Source organism: Lacticaseibacillus sp. 30 (genome assembly GCF_053819265.1).
Genome location: NZ_JBSOQX010000007.1, coordinates 115,385 through 136,226, shown reverse-complemented (window position 1 = coordinate 136,226; position 20,842 = coordinate 115,385). Strand labels below are relative to the sequence as shown.

Sequence of the window (20,842 nt, the reverse complement as noted above, 5' to 3'; positions counted from 1 at the left end):
CACGTTCAGTGTTGATTATTTCTCAACACCAGAAAGTGTAGACCCTTTAACAGAAGGTGAGCTTTGTTAGCTTTTCGGATTGGTTTTGGATAATGTGTTCATTACTTTTTAATATTCCTTTCCCTTTTATAAGTTGTTTTGACATTTCCCAATTTAGGACTAGTGGAGAATGTAAAGCAAATGGACACCCTAAAAAGCAATTTGAACCACGATTAAATTCTCTTGTTTTGTTTAATTAAGGTTAAAATCTTCTTTAAAAAGCACAAACACCAATTCTAAGTTTACGTCATGAAATCATTGGCGCAGCTAGGTGAAATATTGGCCACTCTTTCATCTCAGTTTGCTGATCTGGAGAGAAGTCTTGCCACCTCTTCAAAACCTCTTCCTTTTGCTCAAGCAACACAAAAGCAGCAAATTGAATCAATTGATCTTTACTGTCAGTTAAAGGGATCAGAGATTTCAGAGCAGACAAGCCAAGAATTCCCGAGATTCTTTTCTTTATTTGTGCCGAATTTATGGTTGCAATTTCTCTAGGCAAGTTGTTTTCAACTTTTTTAAATATTATTTCAGCAAGAGACAATATTTTTGCTTCACCTGATCGATCAAAATCTAGCAACAGATTCAAGACATATTGGTTGTAATAATTTGCAATTTCAGGTTTATCATAGGGCGCATCTCCGAAACCCTTGATAACTAAGTCAATAGAAAAATTAGGGTATTGCTCAAGGTTTTCATAAATGCCAGTGTAAGGATTAACAATAGTAGGATTTCCTTTCTCATCATCGATCTGCACTATATAATGTTTTGGAAATGCAGGAGTAAAATAATTGATAATACGATTTTCATGAATAAAGAAATCATATTTTTTGCTGGCGAGGGTCATATTCACATGTTGATCCAATGGCTTCACGACTAAATCATTGTGCAACACCCGCTGAAGATTATTTAAACTTTTTATTTCATCATCCTTTAGATTGTCAGGATTTAAAGAAATGGGGATGTTCAATACTTTTAGATCTTCGATAATAGCCCGGAGTCTGGCTTCTTGTTGAGTTAGTGCGTCAATGAAGGTATTCCACTTCTCAGCCTCTTTCGATGTCGGTTTTGTTGGAGTCCTAAGATATTCAAGCAAAAGGCTAACATCAGCTAAGCGTTGAGAGAAATCTCCACGAGGTGTGAAATGAATTCGTACCTTTTCCATGGGTGAGCTACTTTTCTGTTTCGGTATCCATGAAATTTTAATGCTGTCTTTGTAGCCCAATAGAAGTTCTTTCCGTCCTGTTTTTTTAGACGTGTAGATTTTACTCGTAAGTGAATTTCCACGACGGTCTGAGATAACTCCACTTTCTAATTCGAAGATATCTGCGACTTTTGCTGATGAGTAAGGGATGAGTATGTTCTTACCTGTCACGGAGTCAAGTGATTTTCGGTAAAAATAAACACCACTGCGAATAGTATCTTCTAAATATTTCGGTTGAGAAGTCACTTTTGCCACTATTTCACCAGTTGGACCTGCTATTTCGGATAAATCTAGAACATTCCGTGATTGTCGCTCTTGTTGTGCATGGAGGTCACTGAATATGTTGATAAGAGCTTTGGGATCATTTGGAACTATTGTGAATGATAGAGTTTTAGTCTTCTGTGCCACTTTCCCAAGTCTGACCTTCTCCAGAATTTCCTTAATATCAAGGGGTGCCAACTTCCGAAAGAAAATTCGTCGTTCATGATTGAATGTGGAAACAACAAAATAGACAAGACCATTGGAGTGCTTTTGGTAAAAACTAAGATCAACCACCTGAACAGAATGTTTATTATTTGTAATTTTCTTGGTCGTTCCCTTTACTTGAACTGGCATAGAAAACTTTAAGTTAGATTTAGAAAACTGCTCAGAATCTTTGACGCCATAAACATCGATAGCGCCGTCAAGACCCGGTTCTTTGTCATTTATTGCAATCTTTGAGGTATCGACAAAATCAACTGAATCGAAATAAAATTTAATTGCATTCACAGCTTGCTCTTCGGTCTTCTTTTGATTAACCATTGCTTTGTGCTCCTATGGTGGCGACAGTGACTGATCTAAACGAATATATCTTTAATACATGGTGAAAGCGAGAACATCCTTGTTGATTTTGAGTTGCAAAATTGAAGCCCTGTGATAACAATCGAAAATATTTAGACTTTCAACAATGTTGCAATAATATTATGAACTAACGGATATCAAACTTCATTGTTACTTAAAAACTATGAGATTACATTAAATAAAATTATACGAAAATGCTCCGACAAAGGTGACGTTGATGTTCAGTTGAAAATATTTGATTCATATTTTCACTTATTATATATAATCTTTATATTCATCTTTGGAATTATGGCAAAATATTTTTGCAAGATCAACATACAATCATACAAAAAGGCTTTTTCACAGTAAGGTTGGTCTATGACATTTATTAAATTTACCTATTAAATCGCAGAGCAAAATTAAAAAAATCAAGAATGTTGAGCTTCCTGCCAATACAACTGTTAGCCATAATGCTAAGACGCAGGAATAATTCCACACTTGCAGACACTTTGTTCAATCTCAAATGTGTGCATTTACCTTCGAACTAAACTACCCCAATGCGTATAGGTTTGGGTGACGAGTTCAACATCTTACTTGCCAAATATTTCTGTAGGATCACAGTTTGACCAACTAAGCTGCCGAATCGGTCGAATGGGCTTGATTGAACGAATTCCATGTATGAACTTAATTTGACGTATGCCACGAACGGGTTTAATAGCTCGAATGGGTTTTATTGGGCCACCAAACGCGTTCTGCCGAAATAGAACTGGATAACCACGTACATCGTAAATAAAACCGTTGTACAAGAAGCCACTCCATTTCCCGTTAACCTGATACAGTTCATTCCCGTCTTTGAATCCTAGATGGGCACCATTCCATGCAAAAAAGTCATCGTCATGAAAGTACCCAAAAATTTTCCCGTACCGGTCAAAGTATTCTTCGTCCATAGTCTCTCATTTCCTTTTGGTATAAATTTTATCACGAAACCGTTTGATATTAACCACATATGCCATTGTAATATCTGAACTTCTTGTGTGATGCTAAAACCTTTTGTGACAAAGAAGTCAGCCCTGCGAAATGTTGTTATTCAATCTATATATTAGCACCGACTGAGTGATCTGAATTGATGCAAGTTTTATCAATACCAATCAATTCTGGTTAGTGAATCACCACAAAGATGCTGTCCGTTGATTGATAAAAATTTGCATTGATTAGCATAAAAAGATTGCGTTTCAACGTCAACTACTAGACCAATTTATTTTGGTATTGCAGAATGAGTTTGTATTTTTCACGAGAATCGTCAGAACATATAATCTGATCCTCACTTTCCTGGAATCACCCCTCGTTGCTCACTTTCGCAACCTCCAGTTAACAATCTGCAACCATTGATTGCTTGTATGGTGCAAAAATTTATCGGATAATTGAAATATAGAAGGAGGCGAGAAAAATGTTTGGTGAAAAACTTACGCAGTTACGCAAGCAAAAAGGACTCTCCCAAAATGACCTAGCAGAAGCCCTCGGTATCAGTCGTCAAGCCATATCAAAGTATGAAAACGATTTAGCCGAACCTGATCTTGATAAAATTGAGCAATTAAGAACCATCTTAGGTATCTCTTATGCTGATCTTCTCGGCGACGAACCACAGCAGCAGGCACCATCTACTCGTGTTCCAAGCGACTCAATCACGATCACTTCCTTGATCAATGACCAGCTGGGCAGTTACACGGGCTTTCAAGTTGCGGAAGGTATTCCTAGCAAAACGGCACCTTCTTTTCTTCTAATTGGTGAAAGTCGCCATCGAGGCTTTCTAGGGACTACCCGTCTCGCTGAACTTGGCTGGTATCACACAAGAGCGACAGCTGAAACAGAGATCAAAAAGATTCAAGATGCCATGCAGCGTGGTGAAACTATTTATCATCTCGCATATACGGCAAAAGTTAATAAAAAGGGCACATTTGGTGTCCGCCTCGCAGACAACACCGATCACGAAACGCAATCTAACTAAAGTTCTTTTCTAAGTTTAAGCAAGCATTTTCCAGCAGCCTAATGCAGTTCCCGGCGCAAAGATCTGCGAAAAAGATCCTTGCTTATGGTAAAAAGCCAATTCAACCACACATATCGCTTGAAGTGGTTTTTGGTAATCTCTTAGTTTACTGGCATTGACGCCACGAATCTGTCAATTAGTAAAGTGGCACGGCAACGAACCTTGCTATTAATTCACTGATAAAGTTGGTTGGATTGAATCTGAACAAGGAGAGTCAGCTGGCCAAGATGGTCACAACCGGGATAATAGAACAAGAAGCGTTACTTTAGTGATCGGTACAGCCGAAAAAAAGCGTTACTTCTACATGGTTGCTTTCTAACCAGTATCAAAGTAACGCTTCTTTTTTTATTCCTGATCACCAATTAACAGTCATTCGCCCTAACCATTACCCCACTGCTGGATCCACCATCGTCAACTGAATCCGCTCCCTCGCCAGATCCACCGACTCAATCCAAACCTCAACAATGTCACCAATGGCAACCACGGTTTTTGGATCACGCACAAATTTGCGCGCCATCTTGGAGACATGGACGAGACCGTCATGTTTCACACCGATGTCAACGAATGCGCCGAAGTCGACGACATTGCGGACGGTGCCTTCTAGCTTCATCCCCACTTTCAGATCTTCCATTGTCAAGACATCTTGTCGCAGAATAGGTGCGGCCATGTTGTCACGCAGGTCTCGGCCTGGATTTTGTAAGCTGGTGATGATATCTTTCGCGGTTTCGGCACCAACCCCTTCATTTACCAATGGCGCAATGGACACCTCGCGAATTTTAGCGACTGCTGCTGCATCGCCTAAATCAGCGGCGGTCACACCTGCTGCCGCCAGAACTTTTTTAGCGACTGGATAACTTTCAGGATGGATGTCGGTGTTGTCTAACGGATTTTTACCGCCGATAATGCGGAGGAACCCGACTGATTGCTCAAATGCTTTCGGTCCTAAACGTGGCACCTTTTTCAACTCTGCACGGCTGTTGTAGCGGCCGTTTTCATCGCGGTAGTGCACGATATTAGTTGCGATGGTCTTGGATAGGCCGGAAATGTGCGTCAACAGTTGGTAACTGGCTGTGTTCAAGTTCACGCCGACCTGGTTCACAGCGCGTTCGACCACGACATCGACTTCATTGGACAGATCTTTGCTTGGCAAGTCGTGTTGATACTGACCAACACCGACCGACTCTGGATCAATTTTGACGAGTTCGGCGAGCGGATCTTGTAGGCGGCGCGCAATGCTGATGGCGCTGCGTTGTTCCACATGCAAGTCGGGAAATTCATCACGCGCTTCTTGGCTCGCAGAGTAAACAGATGCCCCTGCTTCATTCACGATCACGTAAAAAACATCACGTTTGATCTGCTTCAACGTTTCGGCAACAAATTGCTCGGATTCCCGACTCGCCGTGCCATTACCGATCGCGATCATCGTCACTTGATACTTTTCAAGCAGCGCAATGAGTTCTGGGGCGGCTTCCTGACGCTTTTTTTCTGGTGCTGGTTTATGCGGATAAATCACGGCCTTAGCCAAGAACTTACCATTTTCATCAACGACGGCCAATTTACAGCCAGTGCGGTATGCCGGGTCAAAACCTAACACAACCTTGCCTTTGATTGGTGCTTGCATCAGCAAGTTGTACAGATTTTGGCCGAAAACCTTGATGGATTTCTCTTCGGCATCAGTTGTTAACGCATTCCGTACTTCCCGCTCAATCGCTGGCCCAACAAATCGCTTGTATGCATCTTCGTAAGCGTCCTCAATAAACGCCGTTGCTTCCGTACTGGGCCGATTGTCGATAATTTTAAAATGGAAGTAATGCAGGACAGCATCAGTGTCGACTTTGACTTTAACCGTCAGAATTTTCTCTTTTTCCCCACGATTGATCGCCAACGTACGCGTTGAGGACATCTTCTTGACGGTTTCCTCGAAGTCGTAGTATTGCTGATAAACGCCTTTTTCGTCTAGTTCTTTGCCCTTCGTTTTGACTGTCGCGCTAATGGTTCCTGTGCGCATGGTAAAATTGCGCACCCAGTTACGAATCGGAGCCATTTCGCTAAAAGTCTCCGCCAAAATTTCGTGGGCGCCATCTAAAACATCCTGGACGGTGGCAATTTCTTTGGCTGGATCAACGTACTTCTGGGCTTCCTGCTCAAGAGATCCGTTTGGAAAAGCAAGCAACCATTTGGCGAATGGTTCAAGGCCGCGCGACTTAGCCACCATCGCCTTGGTCTGGCGCTTCTGCTTGTATGGTAGATAGATATCTTCCACATCTTGCAGTTTGGTACTGGCTTGAATCTGCTGTTCCAGCTTGGCAGTCAGTGCTCCTTGCTCGGCGATGCTTTTAATGACGGCCGCTTTACGATCTTGCAAAGCAGTCGCACGTTTATAAGCTTCCTCAATTGCCTGAATCTGTACTTCATCAAGGCTGCCTGTCATTTCTTTACGATAACGCGCGATAAACGGTACCGTGTTGCCTTCTTGCATCAAATTCAAAACGGTATTGATCTGTCGATCGGTGATGCCGGTTAAACTTTGTTGGACTAATTGAACAGTTTGTTCTTCAATCAAGTTGTTGTTCCTCACGATTTCTAGTCAAGATAATTAGTTATTCAGCAGTCACCATTATAACAACCAGTTGCCTGATATAAAACCTTATGCCATCAGTAACCACTCTGGCTCGGTGATTCGATCACGAAAAATTTCAAAAGGTAAGTCGCTTATGACAATGATCGTCAGGTAGCGTTACGCACTCACAATGCGTGGCTAACCGACTATTTTGGCAAAAAGTCGAAAGTAAGCCGCCTCATGAAATTTCGATTCGCCAAACACGAACGACCTGCGAAGTCAGTCGTGTTGTTACCTCGCCTTCCCCCAAAGGTTCTAAAACAAGATAGCCCGATCGACCCGGGATAATTTCCATATAGATGATCTCGATAGCGGCGCCGTCCTGACGCATAGCGGCTGTGGCATTTTTTCGGATCAGTTGCCGATTCTTCCCATGAATGGCAACTTGATAACGACTTCCTGAATACGTTTCAAATTCATAATATCCATCTGGAGTGGCCATGTTTAAGCCATCTTCAGGATCAAATTCAGTCCGAGACGCGTCATCGTCAAACTGTGCTGCCTTGGCGCGCAACTCTTCCAGACCTTTTTGACGTTCAAGTTTAGTCGAAAGTCGCTGTTTGATCCAAGCTTCCGGAATATGTTTGACAAGTGTTGGTTTCCCATTCAGCACACTTCTAATGTCATAAGAATGTTGCTCTCCCAACATTTCCAATGAGCCGCCAAAATCAGCAATGATAATTTCGCCTACATGTTTCTCGGTGCCGTCTGACCAGTTAACGATATCGCCAACCTTGTAAAGCATTGGTCCAAGTTTGCCGTTCACTGCAACCACCCCTAGCAATTTTTTTGCAAATTCAAGTGCCGTTTTGAAACTGCTTTGCTCTAGAAAGCCGTCTAGTCCTGTGACTGAAAACTTTCTAATAGTCATCCACGAACATCTTAAGCTTAACCTACGCTCATCTCAAAACTAAAGCCATAAAATCAGCGTTTTACCCAGCAAAATGGTTTTCGTGCGAATTTGATAGACGGCCATCGGCAACCCTTACTATTTTCCAACAGAAGCTTCCTGTTCCAACCAGTGCTCATACTGTTTGACATACCATTCATCAAAGCCGCGGTCATTCGCCAGATAAGTCGCCTTATTTGCCTTCATGATGAACCCAATCAACGCATTTCTTCTGTCAGGCAAAGGTGGCAGCTTCACTCTATTAGTCACCAAAGAATTGATAATCGATATTTTAGTTGGCCGTTGTAACCCATAGTCCACCGTTTTAAGTGATGAACCGTGTCACCATTGGGCTAAATTTTCGTCCCAAACCTGCATGATAAAGATTGGCATCTTATTGATGCTCACTTCCCCAGATCACCCAACTCATCTCGATAGCTGAACATTTTTACTGGGCCGACGAGTTCGCGATTTCTAATCGCTGATTGAAGATTGGCGTGAAGTCACGTGTATATTGACGAATGAATCTGCTGGTTGACCACAACACAAAAGCCGCCCTTTTTGGACGGCCTTTCGTAATTCTATTTAACCAGAAGGTTATGATGAGATCCGGTTCTAACTAGGGTTAAAATAAGATCTTGCTGCTCAATTTTATAGATTAGCAACCAGTCGCCACGAGGGCCGTCAACATATAGTTCACGATATCCTTTCCACTCGCTGCTTGAGGACAAGGCATGATCTGCATACTTTTTGCTTAATAGTTCAGCATTTGTACCAGCGGCTAGGAGATTAACAGCCGTCTTTAGTTCGTCCATCGGCCAATGCTTCTTGGAGAGTCGTTTTAGATCGCGCTTAAATGTAGGCGTCGGAACCAGACTATACATTCAAGTCTCTCCACATGTCATCAGGCGTGCTGTATTTTTTGAGCAGCTCTGGGTGCTTTGCTTCTTTCAGCGCCTGTAAGGTTTCAACTGGTAGACTTGTTGGGGTAAACGGGAGGGCGTGATCTTTCACCATTTTCGTCATGAACATCGTAACAGCTGCGGTCAAGTCGATGCCCATATCATTTGCTACGATTTGAGCAGCACTTTTTAATTCAGGATCAACACGAATATTCAAGCGAGTTTCCTTCTTTGTGGCTGCCATTGCTAACCACTCCTTCCTATCTAACAACTTAATTATATCACGAATTATCCCAATGTAAGCACAGTGGGATAACATCATGTGAGATGAATTCAACCGAATTTCTGGCTTTTTCTTCGCACAAAAGGAAGCGTAACTGCCATCATACGTTATGAATTATTCAACAACCACTATTGTGAAACCGGTTCTGCAAGATATTTTGTACCTGGCTAGGTCAACAGCCGCTAAATAAGTAAAATTCAACCGGTCCTCAAAGATCGATCACTACGGATTGGTCATTTTATTGATCAAACTTTTAACGAAAAAACATGAACTTAATTTTTGCAGTAAACAAGGTTTATTGAATCATTTATCAATACATAAAGATGGATCTTGCTTAGACTGCCAATGTATACACATGCTCGGTCACAATTTCACTAATACTCGTAAGCTCTTTGAAGTTTCTGACCTTACCGACATAGTATGTTTCCATATCTTGCCCATATGGGACTTCATTACCGTGTTCATCATAAACAGTAACTTCTCCATCTTTTGTCACCTGAAAATCAGTCCATTGCGGCACGTGATTGTGGGGACTGTGGCCATGAACAATTGAGGCTTTATAACAAAGTTTGGCGCCAATTGTCTTGTATAATCCATTTGCCGCCTCATCATCTAGCGTATAAATTAGCAAAACGCCGCCTCGCGACTCTAGTTGCTTCTTTAAATGTGTCAGCAATGCTTTGGCAATCCCGACATGCTGATAATCAGGATGCACCGCCAGCGTATCAAGTGTTGTAAGCACAGTGTTTGGAGGCAAACCATATGACTCAGCCTTTGCCTCACCATGATCTAAAAATATCGCCTCGGCAATACCAATTACCTGCTGATCCTTGACGGCAACTAATGAGATGCCATTGTCAGCCGAAACATGCTCTTTTTCAGCCGTGATTTCATCTTGAAACGAACTTCGCATATAGGCCAAGGCGCGACAACGAAGCCAACTTTCCAGCATTTCTGGATGATAGTTTTTGATTGTGTAAGTAACCATAGTTTCTCCTCATGTGTATAGGGCCTTTATCAAATAGCTTTTCATCAAACTTCTGTCGTTTCAAGCCACTCAGCAATCCGCACCTCATAAACCCCCATCAACTGTTCCTGCTCAATAAACTTCCCAAAAAGTGCAATCGTCGTCATCTCTGCTTGATAGACCGGCGAGACGACCTTGCGTTGCTTGGTGCGGCGAGCGTCTATTTTGCCAAGATCGGCTAACCAAAGTCGAACATCGGTTGGTTGTTGCAACGCCGCCACTTCTTCGGCTGATGTTTGCTTCAACAGCTTTGCAAACTGATCGGCCATTTGAATACCGGCGCTGTCGAGATCACCGAGATAAACGTAGCGTATCCCCCGCGCCTCAAGTCGTTGGATGAGTTGGACATAAACCTCGTTAAAGTCGTTGCCAGACTGTAAGATTAACGGCCAGTCGGGATGTTCTTGGTGTAGTAAAGCAAAGACGCCGTTGTTTTCGATGACAACGGCTTGTTTGCTTTTCAGTGGAAAGTCGAGCATAGACGTGAGCTGCCAAGGATTGAGGGTCAACGGTTGGGGCAAGTCGGTGTCAAAAATATTAGCCGAGGTAAAGGCCATGCCGATGAGTCGGGCAGTCAGTTCGTTGACCTGACCCGATTTAAAGCAGTACGTTGTGAGCTTTTCCGGACAAAGCATTTCCCCCCTAAGTATGCACCAACCAAGACAAAATACCTACTAGCCAGTTAAATTAAATCAACTCACGGTATTAGATGCTCAATCAAAGTATCTATCAATGCTATGCCGCCATAAATCAATGCGGCTTTATGTGTTGTTAGCAAATACGTTGCCAACGACGTTCCCCCAAATATGGGTATTTCCGTTATCACCCGGCCAATTGTTGGCAACCTGTGAAGCGACATTGGGGCCATGAACCGACCCCAAAAAAGAATGCCGAGCACCGGCGCTATCACACCCACAGTTAGTTTAACCACAAGATCGCTACTATTGAACCCAGCGATGATCAATAACACAACTGTTGCAATTTCTAACAGAAAACGAATCCCGTCTGCAATTGTTTTAATCATTAAGTGCCCCTATCTTTTTAAATAATGTCATCATTGCATCATCCCCTGCCTGCATTTTAATGGCAGTGGTCATATCAAGCGCTATGTTGCTAAGGGCAAGATCCAGCTTCGCCCGGCATTTAAAGACTTCGCGATAACTTTGCAAAATGGCCAAGGTATCTTCGCGACAAGCCTTTGTCACTGGCGCATCATACATTCGCAATATCATGCTGATTTCATTTAAAGACAACCCAACCGCTTTTAAATTTCGCGTGATCTGCAACTTAACCACATCATCTGGGGTATAATCGCGATAATGATTTTCACCCCTTGATGGCACAATCAAGCCAGTCTTTTCATAAAACCTCAACGTATCTTTGCTAACACCGGATTGTTGCGCAAATGTCCTAATATTCATAAGAAAATCCCCTTTTTTCGTGTCATCAGAATAACATTGGAGTATACATCAAGGTCAAGGACTAGAAAATGATCGACAAGCTATTTCTAGATCTAATTATCATGATGTCTGTCAACAACTTTTTTGATCGTTACACCGCATCTGTAAAACCAGTGATCGCCATCTGCTTGAGCCGCTGTTTAGCAAAGGAGAACCCCATGATTTTCTATTTTATTCTCAGCCTTTTTCTGATTGCCGTCTTAGTAGTGATCGCGTTACAACATCTCAACACCAACCGAATCGTGGATATTCAGCTTGAGCAGCACAAGATGATGTTTCCTAGCCAAGTCCGCGGTGCCCGAATTGTCTATGTGCGCGGTATCTACCGATCTCATCCTAGCAAACGCAACTGGCGACTCGTTGCCATTGCTTTGGATGTGCTCGCAGCAATTGGCCTCGTAACAGCAATTGTCATGCATTACCAAGACGTATTTTCCGCTGACCTGATGACGTCACCATTCGGACTTCGACTAGCCGAAATGCTCGCGGCCTCAAACAACGAGATTCAAAACATCTTTCTTTTTGGTGGTATGGCCTTAGCGTTGATCAGTCGCATGATCTGGTTTTACCTGACGCAGTGGTTATTTCAGCTACTTGAGAAAGCGGATCACGACCATGATAGCGATGCAACGGACCTTTATTGGACGCCGAAGCATTTGTTGAAACGACAATATCAACTCCGGATCAGTCTCCAGGGCATTTTGATGGTCGGTGCCATTTTTCTGGCTTTAACTGGTGCCTTTAACTGGTTGCCAGTCGCGTCAGAGATGGCTTCACAAACGCGCCTACCAAGGACGGTATCTAGCAGCAGTGCCTCCACTGCAAGTTCCTCGTCCGAAGTCACCAATGAATCGGCCACTTCAAGTTCATGGACGCAAAATACCGACACCACCTACCCGATTGATGCTATGAAAACAGCACCACTTGCACCTGCCAGTGAGCTAGCGAGTCTGACAGATGCTGACCGGGCGGCCTTGTTCTTCACGGCTTACTGGACCCTCAACGGCTTACAACAATCCGAAGTCGCTGACTACGCAAACAGTACTAGTGAAACCTACAGTTATCATCTCGTCCTGGGATCTAGCAGCAAACTCATCGTGTTCTCTGAGTTTATCCCTTCGGTCAATCAGACAGACTATATGTTTTATGCCCTGATTGATGGTGAGCAGGTTGCCTTCTACAATATGTATCAGTCCAAAACGCCTATTACCAGTCTTGCTAGTCAATACAGCCTCACGGTTTCCGGTACCACTTTGCGTCCTACCATGCCTGAAATCCGTGACAGTGACATGAACATGCGGCAGCTCATTGGGGCCTTTAAGTCCGATAAAAGTTTCGATCAGACTAAGAAAGGCTTGCATCAAGGTGCGGATATACCGTTATAGTGTGCTACAACTAAAGCGACTACCTGCGAAGCCTCACTAAGCTTTCAGATAGCCGCTTTTTATTGACCGTGCTTGATTAAATTCAAAGATAGGCTTTTTTCATAGGGATCATGACATTTGTCACATACCATTCATGACATTCGCGACTACTGGCTAGCCCACCCACCGCGTAGTATCAATGGTGGAGGTGGACGAAATGACCACAGTAATTCAAGCAGAACATTTAAAATTTAGCTACGGTGATAAAGCAGTCCTAAAAGACATTAATTTGACGGTTCAGCCAGGTGAAATTGTCGGCTTAATTGGCGTTAACGGCGCAGGAAAGACCACATTACTTAATATCTTGCTCGGACTACTATCGGGAACAGGTACCGTCAAGGTTTTTGATCAACAACCAGGTACAACTGCTATCAAGGCACGACTTGGTTCAATGCTGCAAGGCGACATGATCATTCCTAGCATCACGGTTGGGGATATTCTGACTCTTGCTGCTGCCGAGACGCCTGATGCGCTTGATCCAGCTGCATTACTCGAAGAGCTGCAACTGCAACAGCTTAAATCGCAACGGCTCGGCAGTCTTTCCGGTGGTCAGTTACGTCGAGTTACATTCGCCGTTGCCTTAATTGGTCAGCCTGATTTGCTCTTTCTTGATGAACCGACTGTCGGCATGGACGCCACTGCACGCAAAGAATTCTGGAACAAAATCGAGCAACTCCGGCAACAAGGGAAAACGATTATCATCACCAGTCATTATCTTGAAGAAATTCAACAGGTCGCTGATCGTTTGTTGATTTTACAAGATGGTCGTTTCACTTTTGACGGCTCACTCCAACAACTTCAAAAAAAGCATTTAGGCGCTACCATTACTTTTGAAACCGATCTGCAACCTGCCATCTTTAAAGGACTCGCTGCTGTTGATCAGGTTCACAGTATCGGTTCCAAACTTGCGATCCATAGCAACAATGGCGATCAAACGCTTAAGTCACTCGTCCCAATGCTTGATCGTTTGCATCAAATCAACCTCAGTCGGGAATCACTTGAAGATATCTTCTTACAATTAACTAAACAGGAGACAGAAAAATGAAAACACTCTTAGCGCAACTGGCCTTTGATGGCAAGCGGTTAGTCGTCCGCAATTCTTCGTTTATTTTCTTCTCACTCTTAATGCCCGCAGGATTTTATTTGCTCTATACCAAAATGATGATCAGCGGCTCTGCAACTGAAATTAAATATTTTAATATCAGTTATATGGATCAGATGATTGTTTATAGCATTTTGATTAATGCTTTCTTCAGCATTGCATCCATCTTAAAGCGTGACCGCGATAAGGGGTTCACAACCTTTCTAAGACTATCTCCGCATGGCACTTTGCCCTACTATGTGTCAATCACCTTTTGGATGCTCATGATGAGTTTACTCTCAGTCATCGTGTTAGGCAGCATTGCTGTTGGTGTCAATAATGTGAGCCTTGGTACCGACCAATGGCTAGGACTCCTTGGTGTCGTTTTGATTGGACAGCTGCCAGTGCTCATGATCGGCATCGCATTGTCGTATATCCATCGCGAAGAAATGCTCAGTCTTGCTAGTAACCTGCTCACCTTTCCAATGGCGATTATCAGCGGCTTGTGGTGGCCAATCACCATGCTGCCAAACTGGTTACAAGTTATTGGCAAACAGATGCCAACCTACTTTGTAAACAAGCTCTTAAATCAACTCACTTCACGTGCTACAGTAGACTTAACTAATTTAGTTGGTATTGTGGTCTGGTTTGTGCTTGGCAGTTTGCTAGTTGTTGCTATGACCAAACACGAACAACGAAAGGGCGTGGCTTTGGGTGAGGCATAGTCTCCGTTCATGGTTAAGAAATCTCGAATGGACCAGCTATATTTGGCTGGTCTATTTGCCGTACATCATGTCAGAATTTGTGCCAGTAAAATCAATCAATGATTGGCTTTGGATAGGTTTAGGTATCCTGTTTCTAATTGTCTATATCTTAGTGAACGAGGTCGATCATTGGCTGCCAGTTACGATTCCGCTTGAACTCGCCATTGCAGGCATTTTCTCTATTTTTGCCCTCAACAATTACATGATTATTTACCCTGGTTGGCAAGTTCCTTTTATCTTAGCCCGTTTTCCACGAAAATATTTCCGTTGGTTTGCCGCGGCTTTTTATTTAATCATTTTTGTAAGTTTATGGCGCGTTAATCAGCTTCATCCCGGGATTATCAATATCAATAATCCTGATATGTTTAATCTGATTTTTCCACTTGTTTCGCCTATCATCTCTTATACTGTTTCCCGGTCAGTTATCCATCAACGGCAATTACGTCAAACCAATCGGCGACTTCAAGCAATTGTCCGGCGCGGTGAACGCGAACGAATCGCCCGAGACTTGCACGATACGCTCGGTCAGAGCTTTTCGATGATTACGCTTAAAACCGAATTAGCAAAAAAGTTGCTCGTGAAGGCGCCTGACCGCGTCGCTCAAGAGTTAGACGATATTGCACAAACTAGTCGAGATGACTTACAGTTAGTCCGTTCGATTGTTAACGATCTGCACCAGCAGTCCCTCAGCGAAATGATGTTGATGCAAGGCAAGAATCTTGCTGAGGCAAATGTCGTTCTGCTAACCAGTGGCGAAAGTGAGGCCGCTGAATGGCCGACAAAAGTACAAATTCGTCTGAGTGCGGTCATTTCTGAGGCTATCACCAATGTCATCCGCCACGCTCACGCGCATCAGGTAGAGATGATATTTGAGCAGAATCCAAATGGCTATCTGGTTGAGATTCAAGATGATGGCCATTCCAAAAGTTATAAGCGCACAGGATCAAACGGTATTAGTGGCATGCAACAACGTATGAAAGAAGTTAATGGAACGTTTACGATTAATCACAACCGCCAAGGCACTCAAGTTTCACTCACTTTACCAAAGGAGCAGCTATCACAATGATTACCTTATATCTCGCGGAAGATCAAAGTATGTTAAACTCCGCCCTCACCCAGCTACTAGACTTGGAAGATGATCTACACGTACTAGGCAGTGCTGGTGATGGTGCAAAAGCATGGCAGGACATTCAGCAACTCAAACCGGACGTTGCCGTTCTAGATATTGAGATGCCCAAGTTAACCGGATTGGACGTTGCCGATAAGATTCATGGCAGCCAGTTAGCAACAAAAATTATTATCTTAACGACCTTCGCGCAGAAAGCTTACTTTGAACGCGCTATTGCTGCCCAAGTGAATGGTTATCTGCTCAAAGACAGCCCCAGTGATGATTTGATTGATGTTATTCGAAAAGTGATGACGGGCCAAACGGTTTATGCCCCGGAATTAGTCACGAATATGGTGACCGCTGAAAGCAATCCCCTTACTGATCGCGAACTCGCTGTTTTGGCAGAAGTCGCCAGCGGCTTATCCTCAAAACAAATTGCTGCATCGCTGTTTCTCTCGGAAGGAACCGTCCGCAATTATTTGTCTGCTATTTTCAGTAAACTCGGTGTTCATAATCGAATTGAGGCAGTGCAGATGGCTAAGAAGAATAAGTGGTTGGAGTAACAGATTCTATCAAGCAAAACAAACAATGCCCGTTTCCCAACATATTGAGAAACGGGCATTGTTAATTTGATGTCAGTTCAGGTCAAGTCTATGAAGCATGGCTCATTCTCGTGACGCTTAATACGACTGAATCGTTGCACCAATCAGTCCCGGTCCTGTATGAACCCCCAATGACGGCGAAATCTCACCAATAAAATCAACCGGTCGACCAGTCACCTCGCGCAATTTTTCTGCCAACTTTTTAACCAAGGATGGATTTTGACCATGAGCAACACCCAAACGATAATGGGTGCTATTTAGGCAATCCTGTTTGACTTGTTCAACCAACTTCTGAATCGCCTTTTCTTCAGATCGCGCCTTAAAAAGCGGGTAGTAGACGCCTTCTGGATCACATGAGATCACCGGTTTAATGTGCAAAACCGAACCGACAAGGCCTGCCACTCGGCCGATTCGACCGCCGGCACTGAGGTACTTCAAGGTTGGCACGTAGAAATAAATCCGACTTTTGACGATTGAGGCACGAACTTTTGCAATCACGTCCTGAAAGGATTCCCCTGCATTGATCAATGATGCGGCATAGGCTGCTTGGATGCCACTGCCAATGCCGATGCTTTTTGTGTCAAGAATGGTTACGGTGTCAGCGGGAAAATCTTGCGCGGCCAATTGAAAGACGTTGTTCGTCACAGACAACGCGCTCGAAATTGTGATACCGAGGATTTGCTGATAACCAGCCGTGAACAGCCTATCCATCGCCTCTTTGGCAGCTTGCGGTGACGGACTTGAAGTCTGCGGCAATGTTTCTGCCGTTGCTAGCGCCGAATAAAATTCATCCGGTGTGATATCAACTGCATCAAGGTAATTATGCCCATTCATAGTAATATTCAGCGGTACGACTGCAATATTTTTATTTTCATCAAGAACACTTTGAGGGACATCAGAACCCGAATCAACGACAATTGCAATTTTTTTGGTCATGTTCTGCCTCCTTGCGGCTTTAATATCCATATTATATGGTTTCTAAGACTAGATGTAAATAGGTTCACCACATATATCTTTTTCCGTTCATGTGAATATTCAGCCAGTTTTGCCAACAAAAGTCGCTTCCACAGCAAAAAGAGAGTCAACCAGTCACGGTCAACTCCCTTTTGTCCTATTTCCGACGAAGTTTTGTGGTTACATCGCAATATCCCCATTCTTAGAAACTTTCATGAAGATTAGCAAGGAAATCACTGTCAACGCGGTCAAAATCGTTGATAGTGCAGCGGCAACGCCGTAATTTCCACGAATAACTTCGGTATAAATGGCTACTGTCATTGTTCGAGTCTTGACGTTGTACAACAGAATGGATGTGGATAATTCTGAGATCATCGTGACCCATGAAAGAATGGCACCATACTAATCCCTCGTTTTGAATGCGCTTACGCATATCAAGTTTACACGAGCCGATCTGTTCTGTCAGGCATGGCGATTTTTATTGACTTTGTTCTGGGCGATTTGGCCGCTTATTAAAGCTTCTTGACCAACACCAAACAAGGATTCCAAGCATCCCATAATGTCGGGAAAACTTCCAATCGCTCAAATCCCACTGACTCGTAAAAACGGATGGTTTGATCATATTCAGGATAATGACCTTCATCAACCGTTTTTACCTGCAGGTAGTGCGCATGTTGTTTAGCGTCGGCTTCTAATGCCTTTACCAGCTGATGGCCAATCCCTTGATGATGAAAGTGTTTCTTAATGCCCATACAACTGATTTCGCCGCTTGCCTTGCTGGTTTGGCGATAATCGATAAACCCAATCGCCTGACCCTCATAGCAAGCAACCCATAAAGACAGTTTTGCAGCCTCTTCAACATAAGCGTTAGTTGCATCCGGCAAGCCAAACCATTCGGGCAAATCGGCCAAAACAGCCTGCACAATTGCTTGCTTTAGATCTGGATCTTCTTCGCGAGCGACTGTGATACCTTTATTTGTTGGCATTTATTGTCCTTTCTCCAACTGAAACTAAGTGTTTGACGAAAAAAAACTCTGCTGCGTCAATTTCCGGGTAGGTCAGCTGGCCAAATTGCTCAAAGCCAAGTGCCTTATAAAACGCCGCCCCTTGATACGACATGGTATCGAGGTGAACAATCGGACAGCCAAAATCTTTTAAGGCATTTAATAAAGCATCAACGAGAGCCGTGCCAACACCTGCATGTCTGTTCGTTTCAGCTACCCATAGACTTTCAATATAGCCGATTTTATACATGGTGCTGTAACCGAAAATGCCGCCAATACATTGGCCATTTTCTTCCGCTAAAAAAGTAAAAGTCACACCCATTTTTTCTTGCAGTAGTGGTTTCATTTTCACATTGTAGGCGTGAAGCTTATTCTCAATGGCTTCCATCGCTAGGTCTTCAGCTACTTCAATTGAAAAAGCCGGTGGTATGTCGTAGCCGATTGGCAGCGATAACATTTTGACGAAGAAATATTCAATCACACCGGCATAGTCGTAATTAAGTTTGGCAAATTCGTGATAGCCGTTTTCACGATAAAATGCTGGTGCTTGATAATCAAAAGTTTCTAATCGCACCCGTTTGCAACCAGCAGCTTGCAAGTTTTGTTCGACAGTCGCTAACAAGACACGTCCTAGCCCCTGTCGCCGAAAGGTTTCATCTACCCAGAGCAACTCGATATAACCAATCGCATTGTCATCCGAACTCGCCGCGACACCGCCAACCACTTGGTCACCTTTTTTGATGACGTACGCAAATGACTCGTCGGCACCTGCTCCGTTGAAGGGATGCTGATGCCGATTAAATTCGTCCAGTTTTTCTTCTAAAGCCCATCCCTGATCGGCCGTCCCTGCTTTAATTTGCATTCCTTCCTCCAAAATCCCCCAAATGCCATTCCCTGCAGTAATTTTACCAAGTCGCCAAAAAATCATAAGAAGGTTCGTTTACTTATGGTTACGATTATACAGAAAACAAATAGCGAATTGAACAAATACTATGAGTCATCATTCTCTTTTAAGACATGTGCTTTTTCAGATTCCGAATAATAATTACCCATAAGAAGCAGGCCAACATTGCCGCTGTATATGGCATTGTTGGCCTGTTTGAGGGCTGTGGATGATTGCTCAATGTTTCATTGATCAATCTCTGAAGAGGCCTGAACGTAACCGGCAATATCCTCATGATAAGCCTGCAACAAGCTATGGACGTATTGCTTGGGTGCGGTTGATTGCTTGACATGTTGCCAAAGAATCGCGGCAACCTTTAGGCGCGGTCGAAATTGCCTAGTCGCCGGATCAGCAAAAAAGTCATGGACGAAACGATTCCATTCATATGTTTTTTCTTCGGCATTTTCCGCGAGAAATTGTTGGCGAGCTTTTGAATTGCGAATTGCCTGATAAACGTCAATTAAATCAGCGACCGTTAATGCTAATTGGGGTTGCGCTTCCGCTTGACGTTTGAGAACGGCCATAGGCTTTGTGAATGCGAACTTGCTGACATGAAAGTACGCAGCAAAAAATTGTCGCGCCTCAGCATTGAAGGAAAATCCAGAGTTCGCGAGCGGCGTCGTTACCGATAATTCCTTAACAGGTTTAGCCAGTCGTTTAACCTTGCTCGTTGGTGTGTCAAGCGGCTGCCCTGCCACCAATGCTTGCAAACGCTGATTTAATACCGCCTTTGTACCACCAGCAGGTAAACGATGCTGTCGGCAAATTGCCACCAACTCTGTTTTGTAATGATAATGTTTGAAAAAGTCTTCATTTAAATCCAACAGTTTACTCCTGATTGTGATCGCAGAATAGGTTACTATCAGCAAAATTGATGGCTCTGTCTCACTCATTTTGAACATCAATGATCTGTAAAAGTACCGACAAGTTTACTTGAAGCATGAGTCTCGTTCAAGCAGACCTTGTCAATAGTGTCGTTCGGACACAAGAAAGACACAAGCGTCACTGCTTCACCCGCATTAACCATCAGTAACGCTGTGCGGCTTCCCTTCCACCCGCAGAACTTCCTGCACACTTGGTCGTTGTCGCATTCGCTCGTCAAAGGCCTTTAATTTTGGCAAATGATCAAATGAAAAATCAAGCCGGTGCATCCAATTTGTCATGACAAACAGATAAGGATCCGTCATTGAAAAATGCTGCCCCATTAGCCATGGTCCCTGAAACCGTGCTTCAACATAAGCTAGTCGCGGGGCAACTCGCTGCCACACCAACCGTTTGCTATCATCCGTATTAGGTAGCCAATTACCCTTCCGAAAAGGCGAAATAAAGTTTTTGTGGAGTTCTGTGGCAATATAGTTGAGCCACACCCGCTCCTGCCAGTATTCATCTGTGGCATAATTGCTACTATCATTTTGTCGGGCTTGAAAGTCAATGTACTCTAAAATCACAGCACATTCTGTTAAGTATTGTTCTGGCGCTATTTGCAAGGTCGGCACATAAGACTTGGCGTTGATTTGATCGTAATCGCCACCGCGCCAAGTTTTTTGATCTAAGTTCACCTTTTCCAACTCAAAATTAAGTCCCGCGTCAGTCAGTAGAATATGCGGCGCCATTGCACTGGTTCCTGAAGCATAAAATAATTTAAGCATGTGGTACATCTCCTTTATTCGATGAATAT

At 43.5% G+C, this 20,842-nt stretch carries 21 protein-coding genes and 1 pseudogene; 6 read left to right on the top strand and 16 right to left on the bottom strand.

The window, feature by feature from the left end:
• Positions 1-286: 286 nt before the first annotated feature.
• Both ACWPAB_RS06870 and ACWPAB_RS06865 read right to left on the bottom strand, forming a co-directional pair.
• Entirely contained in the window at positions 287-2,041 is a 1,755-nt protein-coding gene (locus ACWPAB_RS06870) for a hypothetical protein (RefSeq protein ID WP_003584280.1), read from the bottom strand.
• Between the two features lie 608 nt (positions 2,042-2,649).
• Positions 2,650-3,006, bottom strand: coding sequence for a 4-fold beta flower protein (locus ACWPAB_RS06865; protein ID WP_016363450.1), 357 nt, complete (start codon positions 3,004-3,006; stop codon positions 2,650-2,652).
• Positions 3,007-3,506: 500 nt separating this feature from the next.
• On the opposite strand from ACWPAB_RS06865, the gene ACWPAB_RS06860 reads away from it, so the two are divergent.
• Positions 3,507-4,064 (top strand): helix-turn-helix domain-containing protein, encoded by a 558-nt coding sequence (locus tag ACWPAB_RS06860; RefSeq protein ID WP_003584278.1) that lies wholly within the window; start codon positions 3,507-3,509, stop codon positions 4,062-4,064.
• A 424-nt stretch (positions 4,065-4,488) separates the two neighbouring features.
• Here the strand turns inward: ACWPAB_RS06860 and ACWPAB_RS06855 are convergent, their stop codons facing one another.
• From ACWPAB_RS06855 to ACWPAB_RS06820, 8 genes are all read right to left on the bottom strand, one after another.
• Positions 4,489-6,666 (bottom strand): Tex family protein, encoded by a 2,178-nt coding sequence (locus ACWPAB_RS06855; protein ID WP_003570057.1) that lies wholly within the window; start codon positions 6,664-6,666, stop codon positions 4,489-4,491.
• A gap of 235 nt (positions 6,667-6,901) precedes the next feature.
• Positions 6,902-7,594, bottom strand: coding sequence for a hypothetical protein (locus ACWPAB_RS06850; RefSeq protein ID WP_003570055.1), 693 nt, complete (start codon positions 7,592-7,594; stop codon positions 6,902-6,904).
• A gap of 599 nt (positions 7,595-8,193) precedes the next feature.
• Positions 8,194-8,496 (bottom strand): type II toxin-antitoxin system YafQ family toxin, encoded by a 303-nt coding sequence (locus ACWPAB_RS06845; protein ID WP_016363448.1) that lies wholly within the window; start codon positions 8,494-8,496, stop codon positions 8,194-8,196.
• Entirely contained in the window at positions 8,489-8,758 is a 270-nt protein-coding gene (locus ACWPAB_RS06840; RefSeq protein WP_003570051.1) for a type II toxin-antitoxin system RelB/DinJ family antitoxin, read from the bottom strand. Before ACWPAB_RS06840 ends, ACWPAB_RS06845 begins: the two co-directional genes overlap by 8 nt.
• A 373-nt stretch (positions 8,759-9,131) precedes the next feature.
• Positions 9,132-9,785 carry a GNAT family N-acetyltransferase gene (locus ACWPAB_RS06835; RefSeq protein WP_003570049.1) on the bottom strand — a complete coding sequence of 218 codons (654 nt, stop codon included), beginning with the start codon at positions 9,783-9,785 and terminating at the stop codon, positions 9,132-9,134.
• Between the two features lie 44 nt (positions 9,786-9,829).
• Entirely contained in the window at positions 9,830-10,459 is a 630-nt protein-coding gene (locus ACWPAB_RS06830) for a DUF2399 domain-containing protein (protein ID WP_003570047.1), read from the bottom strand.
• Between the two features lie 62 nt (positions 10,460-10,521).
• Positions 10,522-10,848, bottom strand: coding sequence for a YrdB family protein (locus ACWPAB_RS06825; RefSeq protein ID WP_003584272.1), 327 nt, complete (start codon positions 10,846-10,848; stop codon positions 10,522-10,524).
• Entirely contained in the window at positions 10,841-11,245 is a 405-nt protein-coding gene (locus ACWPAB_RS06820; protein ID WP_003570045.1) for a MerR family transcriptional regulator, read from the bottom strand. Before ACWPAB_RS06820 ends, ACWPAB_RS06825 begins: the two co-directional genes overlap by 8 nt.
• A 197-nt stretch (positions 11,246-11,442) precedes the next feature.
• On the opposite strand from ACWPAB_RS06820, the gene ACWPAB_RS06815 reads away from it, so the two are divergent.
• The 5 genes from ACWPAB_RS06815 to ACWPAB_RS06795 all read left to right on the top strand — a co-directional run bounded on the left by ACWPAB_RS06815 (position 11,443) and on the right by ACWPAB_RS06795 (position 16,224).
• On the top strand, positions 11,443-12,669 hold the full coding sequence (locus ACWPAB_RS06815; protein ID WP_003570043.1) for a hypothetical protein: 1,227 nt from the start codon (positions 11,443-11,445) through the stop codon (positions 12,667-12,669).
• Positions 12,670-12,865: 196 nt separating this feature from the next.
• Positions 12,866-13,753, top strand: a complete 888-nt coding sequence (locus ACWPAB_RS06810) for an ABC transporter ATP-binding protein (protein ID WP_003570041.1) — start codon at positions 12,866-12,868, stop codon at positions 13,751-13,753.
• The gene (locus ACWPAB_RS06805) at positions 13,750-14,514 is read left to right on the top strand and encodes an ABC transporter permease (protein WP_003570039.1); all 765 of its coding nucleotides are present in this window, start codon (positions 13,750-13,752) and stop codon (positions 14,512-14,514) included. Before ACWPAB_RS06810 ends, ACWPAB_RS06805 begins: the two co-directional genes overlap by 4 nt.
• A 67-nt stretch (positions 14,515-14,581) precedes the next feature.
• Complete coding sequence (locus ACWPAB_RS06800; RefSeq protein ID WP_003570038.1) at positions 14,582-15,619, top strand: sensor histidine kinase; 1,038 nt, start codon at positions 14,582-14,584, stop codon at positions 15,617-15,619.
• On the top strand, positions 15,616-16,224 hold the full coding sequence (locus ACWPAB_RS06795) for a response regulator transcription factor (protein WP_003565084.1): 609 nt from the start codon (positions 15,616-15,618) through the stop codon (positions 16,222-16,224). Before ACWPAB_RS06800 ends, ACWPAB_RS06795 begins: the two co-directional genes overlap by 4 nt.
• A gap of 117 nt (positions 16,225-16,341) precedes the next feature.
• On the opposite strand, the gene ACWPAB_RS06790 is transcribed toward ACWPAB_RS06795, so the two are convergent.
• The 6 genes and pseudogenes from ACWPAB_RS06790 to ACWPAB_RS06765 all read right to left on the bottom strand — a co-directional run bounded on the left by ACWPAB_RS06790 (position 16,342) and on the right by ACWPAB_RS06765 (position 20,813).
• On the bottom strand, positions 16,342-17,199 hold the full coding sequence (locus ACWPAB_RS06790; protein WP_016366824.1) for a DegV family protein: 858 nt from the start codon (positions 17,197-17,199) through the stop codon (positions 16,342-16,344).
• A 198-nt stretch (positions 17,200-17,397) separates the two neighbouring features.
• Positions 17,398-17,616, bottom strand: a pseudogene (locus tag ACWPAB_RS06785) (iron ABC transporter permease); the annotation flags it as partial.
• Between the two features lie 113 nt (positions 17,617-17,729).
• Positions 17,730-18,203: a GNAT family N-acetyltransferase gene (locus ACWPAB_RS06780; RefSeq protein ID WP_003584267.1), complete on the bottom strand. Its 474-nt coding sequence runs from the start codon at positions 18,201-18,203 to the stop codon at positions 17,730-17,732.
• Positions 18,190-19,083 (bottom strand): GNAT family N-acetyltransferase, encoded by an 894-nt coding sequence (locus ACWPAB_RS06775; protein WP_003570031.1) that lies wholly within the window; start codon positions 19,081-19,083, stop codon positions 18,190-18,192. Before ACWPAB_RS06775 ends, ACWPAB_RS06780 begins: the two co-directional genes overlap by 14 nt.
• A 266-nt stretch (positions 19,084-19,349) precedes the next feature.
• A complete protein-coding gene (locus ACWPAB_RS06770) occupies positions 19,350-19,988 on the bottom strand; it encodes an SAP domain-containing protein (protein WP_003584261.1) in 639 nt (212 codons plus the stop codon).
• A 195-nt stretch (positions 19,989-20,183) separates the two neighbouring features.
• Positions 20,184-20,813: a glutathione S-transferase family protein gene (locus tag ACWPAB_RS06765; RefSeq protein WP_003570028.1), complete on the bottom strand. Its 630-nt coding sequence runs from the start codon at positions 20,811-20,813 to the stop codon at positions 20,184-20,186.
• Between the last annotated feature and the right edge of the window lie 29 nt (positions 20,814-20,842).

Bases quoted from the DNA above. Each gene is read 5' to 3' on its own strand.
- ACWPAB_RS06870 (WP_003584280.1), bottom strand. From the start codon at position 2,041: ATGGTTAATCAAAAGAAGACCGAAGAGCAAGCTGTGAATGCAATTAAA.
- ACWPAB_RS06865 (WP_016363450.1), bottom strand. From the start codon at position 3,006: ATGGACGAAGAATACTTTGACCGGTACGGGAAAATTTTTGGGTACTTT.
- ACWPAB_RS06860 (WP_003584278.1), top strand. From the start codon at position 3,507: ATGTTTGGTGAAAAACTTACGCAGTTACGCAAGCAAAAAGGACTCTCC.
- ACWPAB_RS06850 (WP_003570055.1), bottom strand. From the start codon at position 7,594: ATGACTATTAGAAAGTTTTCAGTCACAGGACTAGACGGCTTTCTAGAG.
- ACWPAB_RS06845 (WP_016363448.1), bottom strand. From the start codon at position 8,496: ATGTATAGTCTGGTTCCGACGCCTACATTTAAGCGCGATCTAAAACGA.
- ACWPAB_RS06840 (WP_003570051.1), bottom strand. From the start codon at position 8,758: ATGGCAGCCACAAAGAAGGAAACTCGCTTGAATATTCGTGTTGATCCT.
- ACWPAB_RS06835 (WP_003570049.1), bottom strand. From the start codon at position 9,785: ATGGTTACTTACACAATCAAAAACTATCATCCAGAAATGCTGGAAAGT.
- ACWPAB_RS06830 (WP_003570047.1), bottom strand. From the start codon at position 10,459: ATGCTTTGTCCGGAAAAGCTCACAACGTACTGCTTTAAATCGGGTCAG.
- ACWPAB_RS06825 (WP_003584272.1), bottom strand. From the start codon at position 10,848: ATGATTAAAACAATTGCAGACGGGATTCGTTTTCTGTTAGAAATTGCA.
- ACWPAB_RS06820 (WP_003570045.1), bottom strand. From the start codon at position 11,245: ATGAATATTAGGACATTTGCGCAACAATCCGGTGTTAGCAAAGATACG.
- ACWPAB_RS06815 (WP_003570043.1), top strand. From the start codon at position 11,443: ATGATTTTCTATTTTATTCTCAGCCTTTTTCTGATTGCCGTCTTAGTA.
- ACWPAB_RS06810 (WP_003570041.1), top strand. From the start codon at position 12,866: ATGACCACAGTAATTCAAGCAGAACATTTAAAATTTAGCTACGGTGAT.
- ACWPAB_RS06805 (WP_003570039.1), top strand. From the start codon at position 13,750: ATGAAAACACTCTTAGCGCAACTGGCCTTTGATGGCAAGCGGTTAGTC.
- ACWPAB_RS06800 (WP_003570038.1), top strand. From the start codon at position 14,582: ATGTCAGAATTTGTGCCAGTAAAATCAATCAATGATTGGCTTTGGATA.
- ACWPAB_RS06795 (WP_003565084.1), top strand. From the start codon at position 15,616: ATGATTACCTTATATCTCGCGGAAGATCAAAGTATGTTAAACTCCGCC.
- ACWPAB_RS06790 (WP_016366824.1), bottom strand. From the start codon at position 17,199: ATGACCAAAAAAATTGCAATTGTCGTTGATTCGGGTTCTGATGTCCCT.
- ACWPAB_RS06780 (WP_003584267.1), bottom strand. From the start codon at position 18,203: ATGCCAACAAATAAAGGTATCACAGTCGCTCGCGAAGAAGATCCAGAT.
- ACWPAB_RS06775 (WP_003570031.1), bottom strand. From the start codon at position 19,083: ATGCAAATTAAAGCAGGGACGGCCGATCAGGGATGGGCTTTAGAAGAA.
- ACWPAB_RS06765 (WP_003570028.1), bottom strand. From the start codon at position 20,813: ATGCTTAAATTATTTTATGCTTCAGGAACCAGTGCAATGGCGCCGCAT.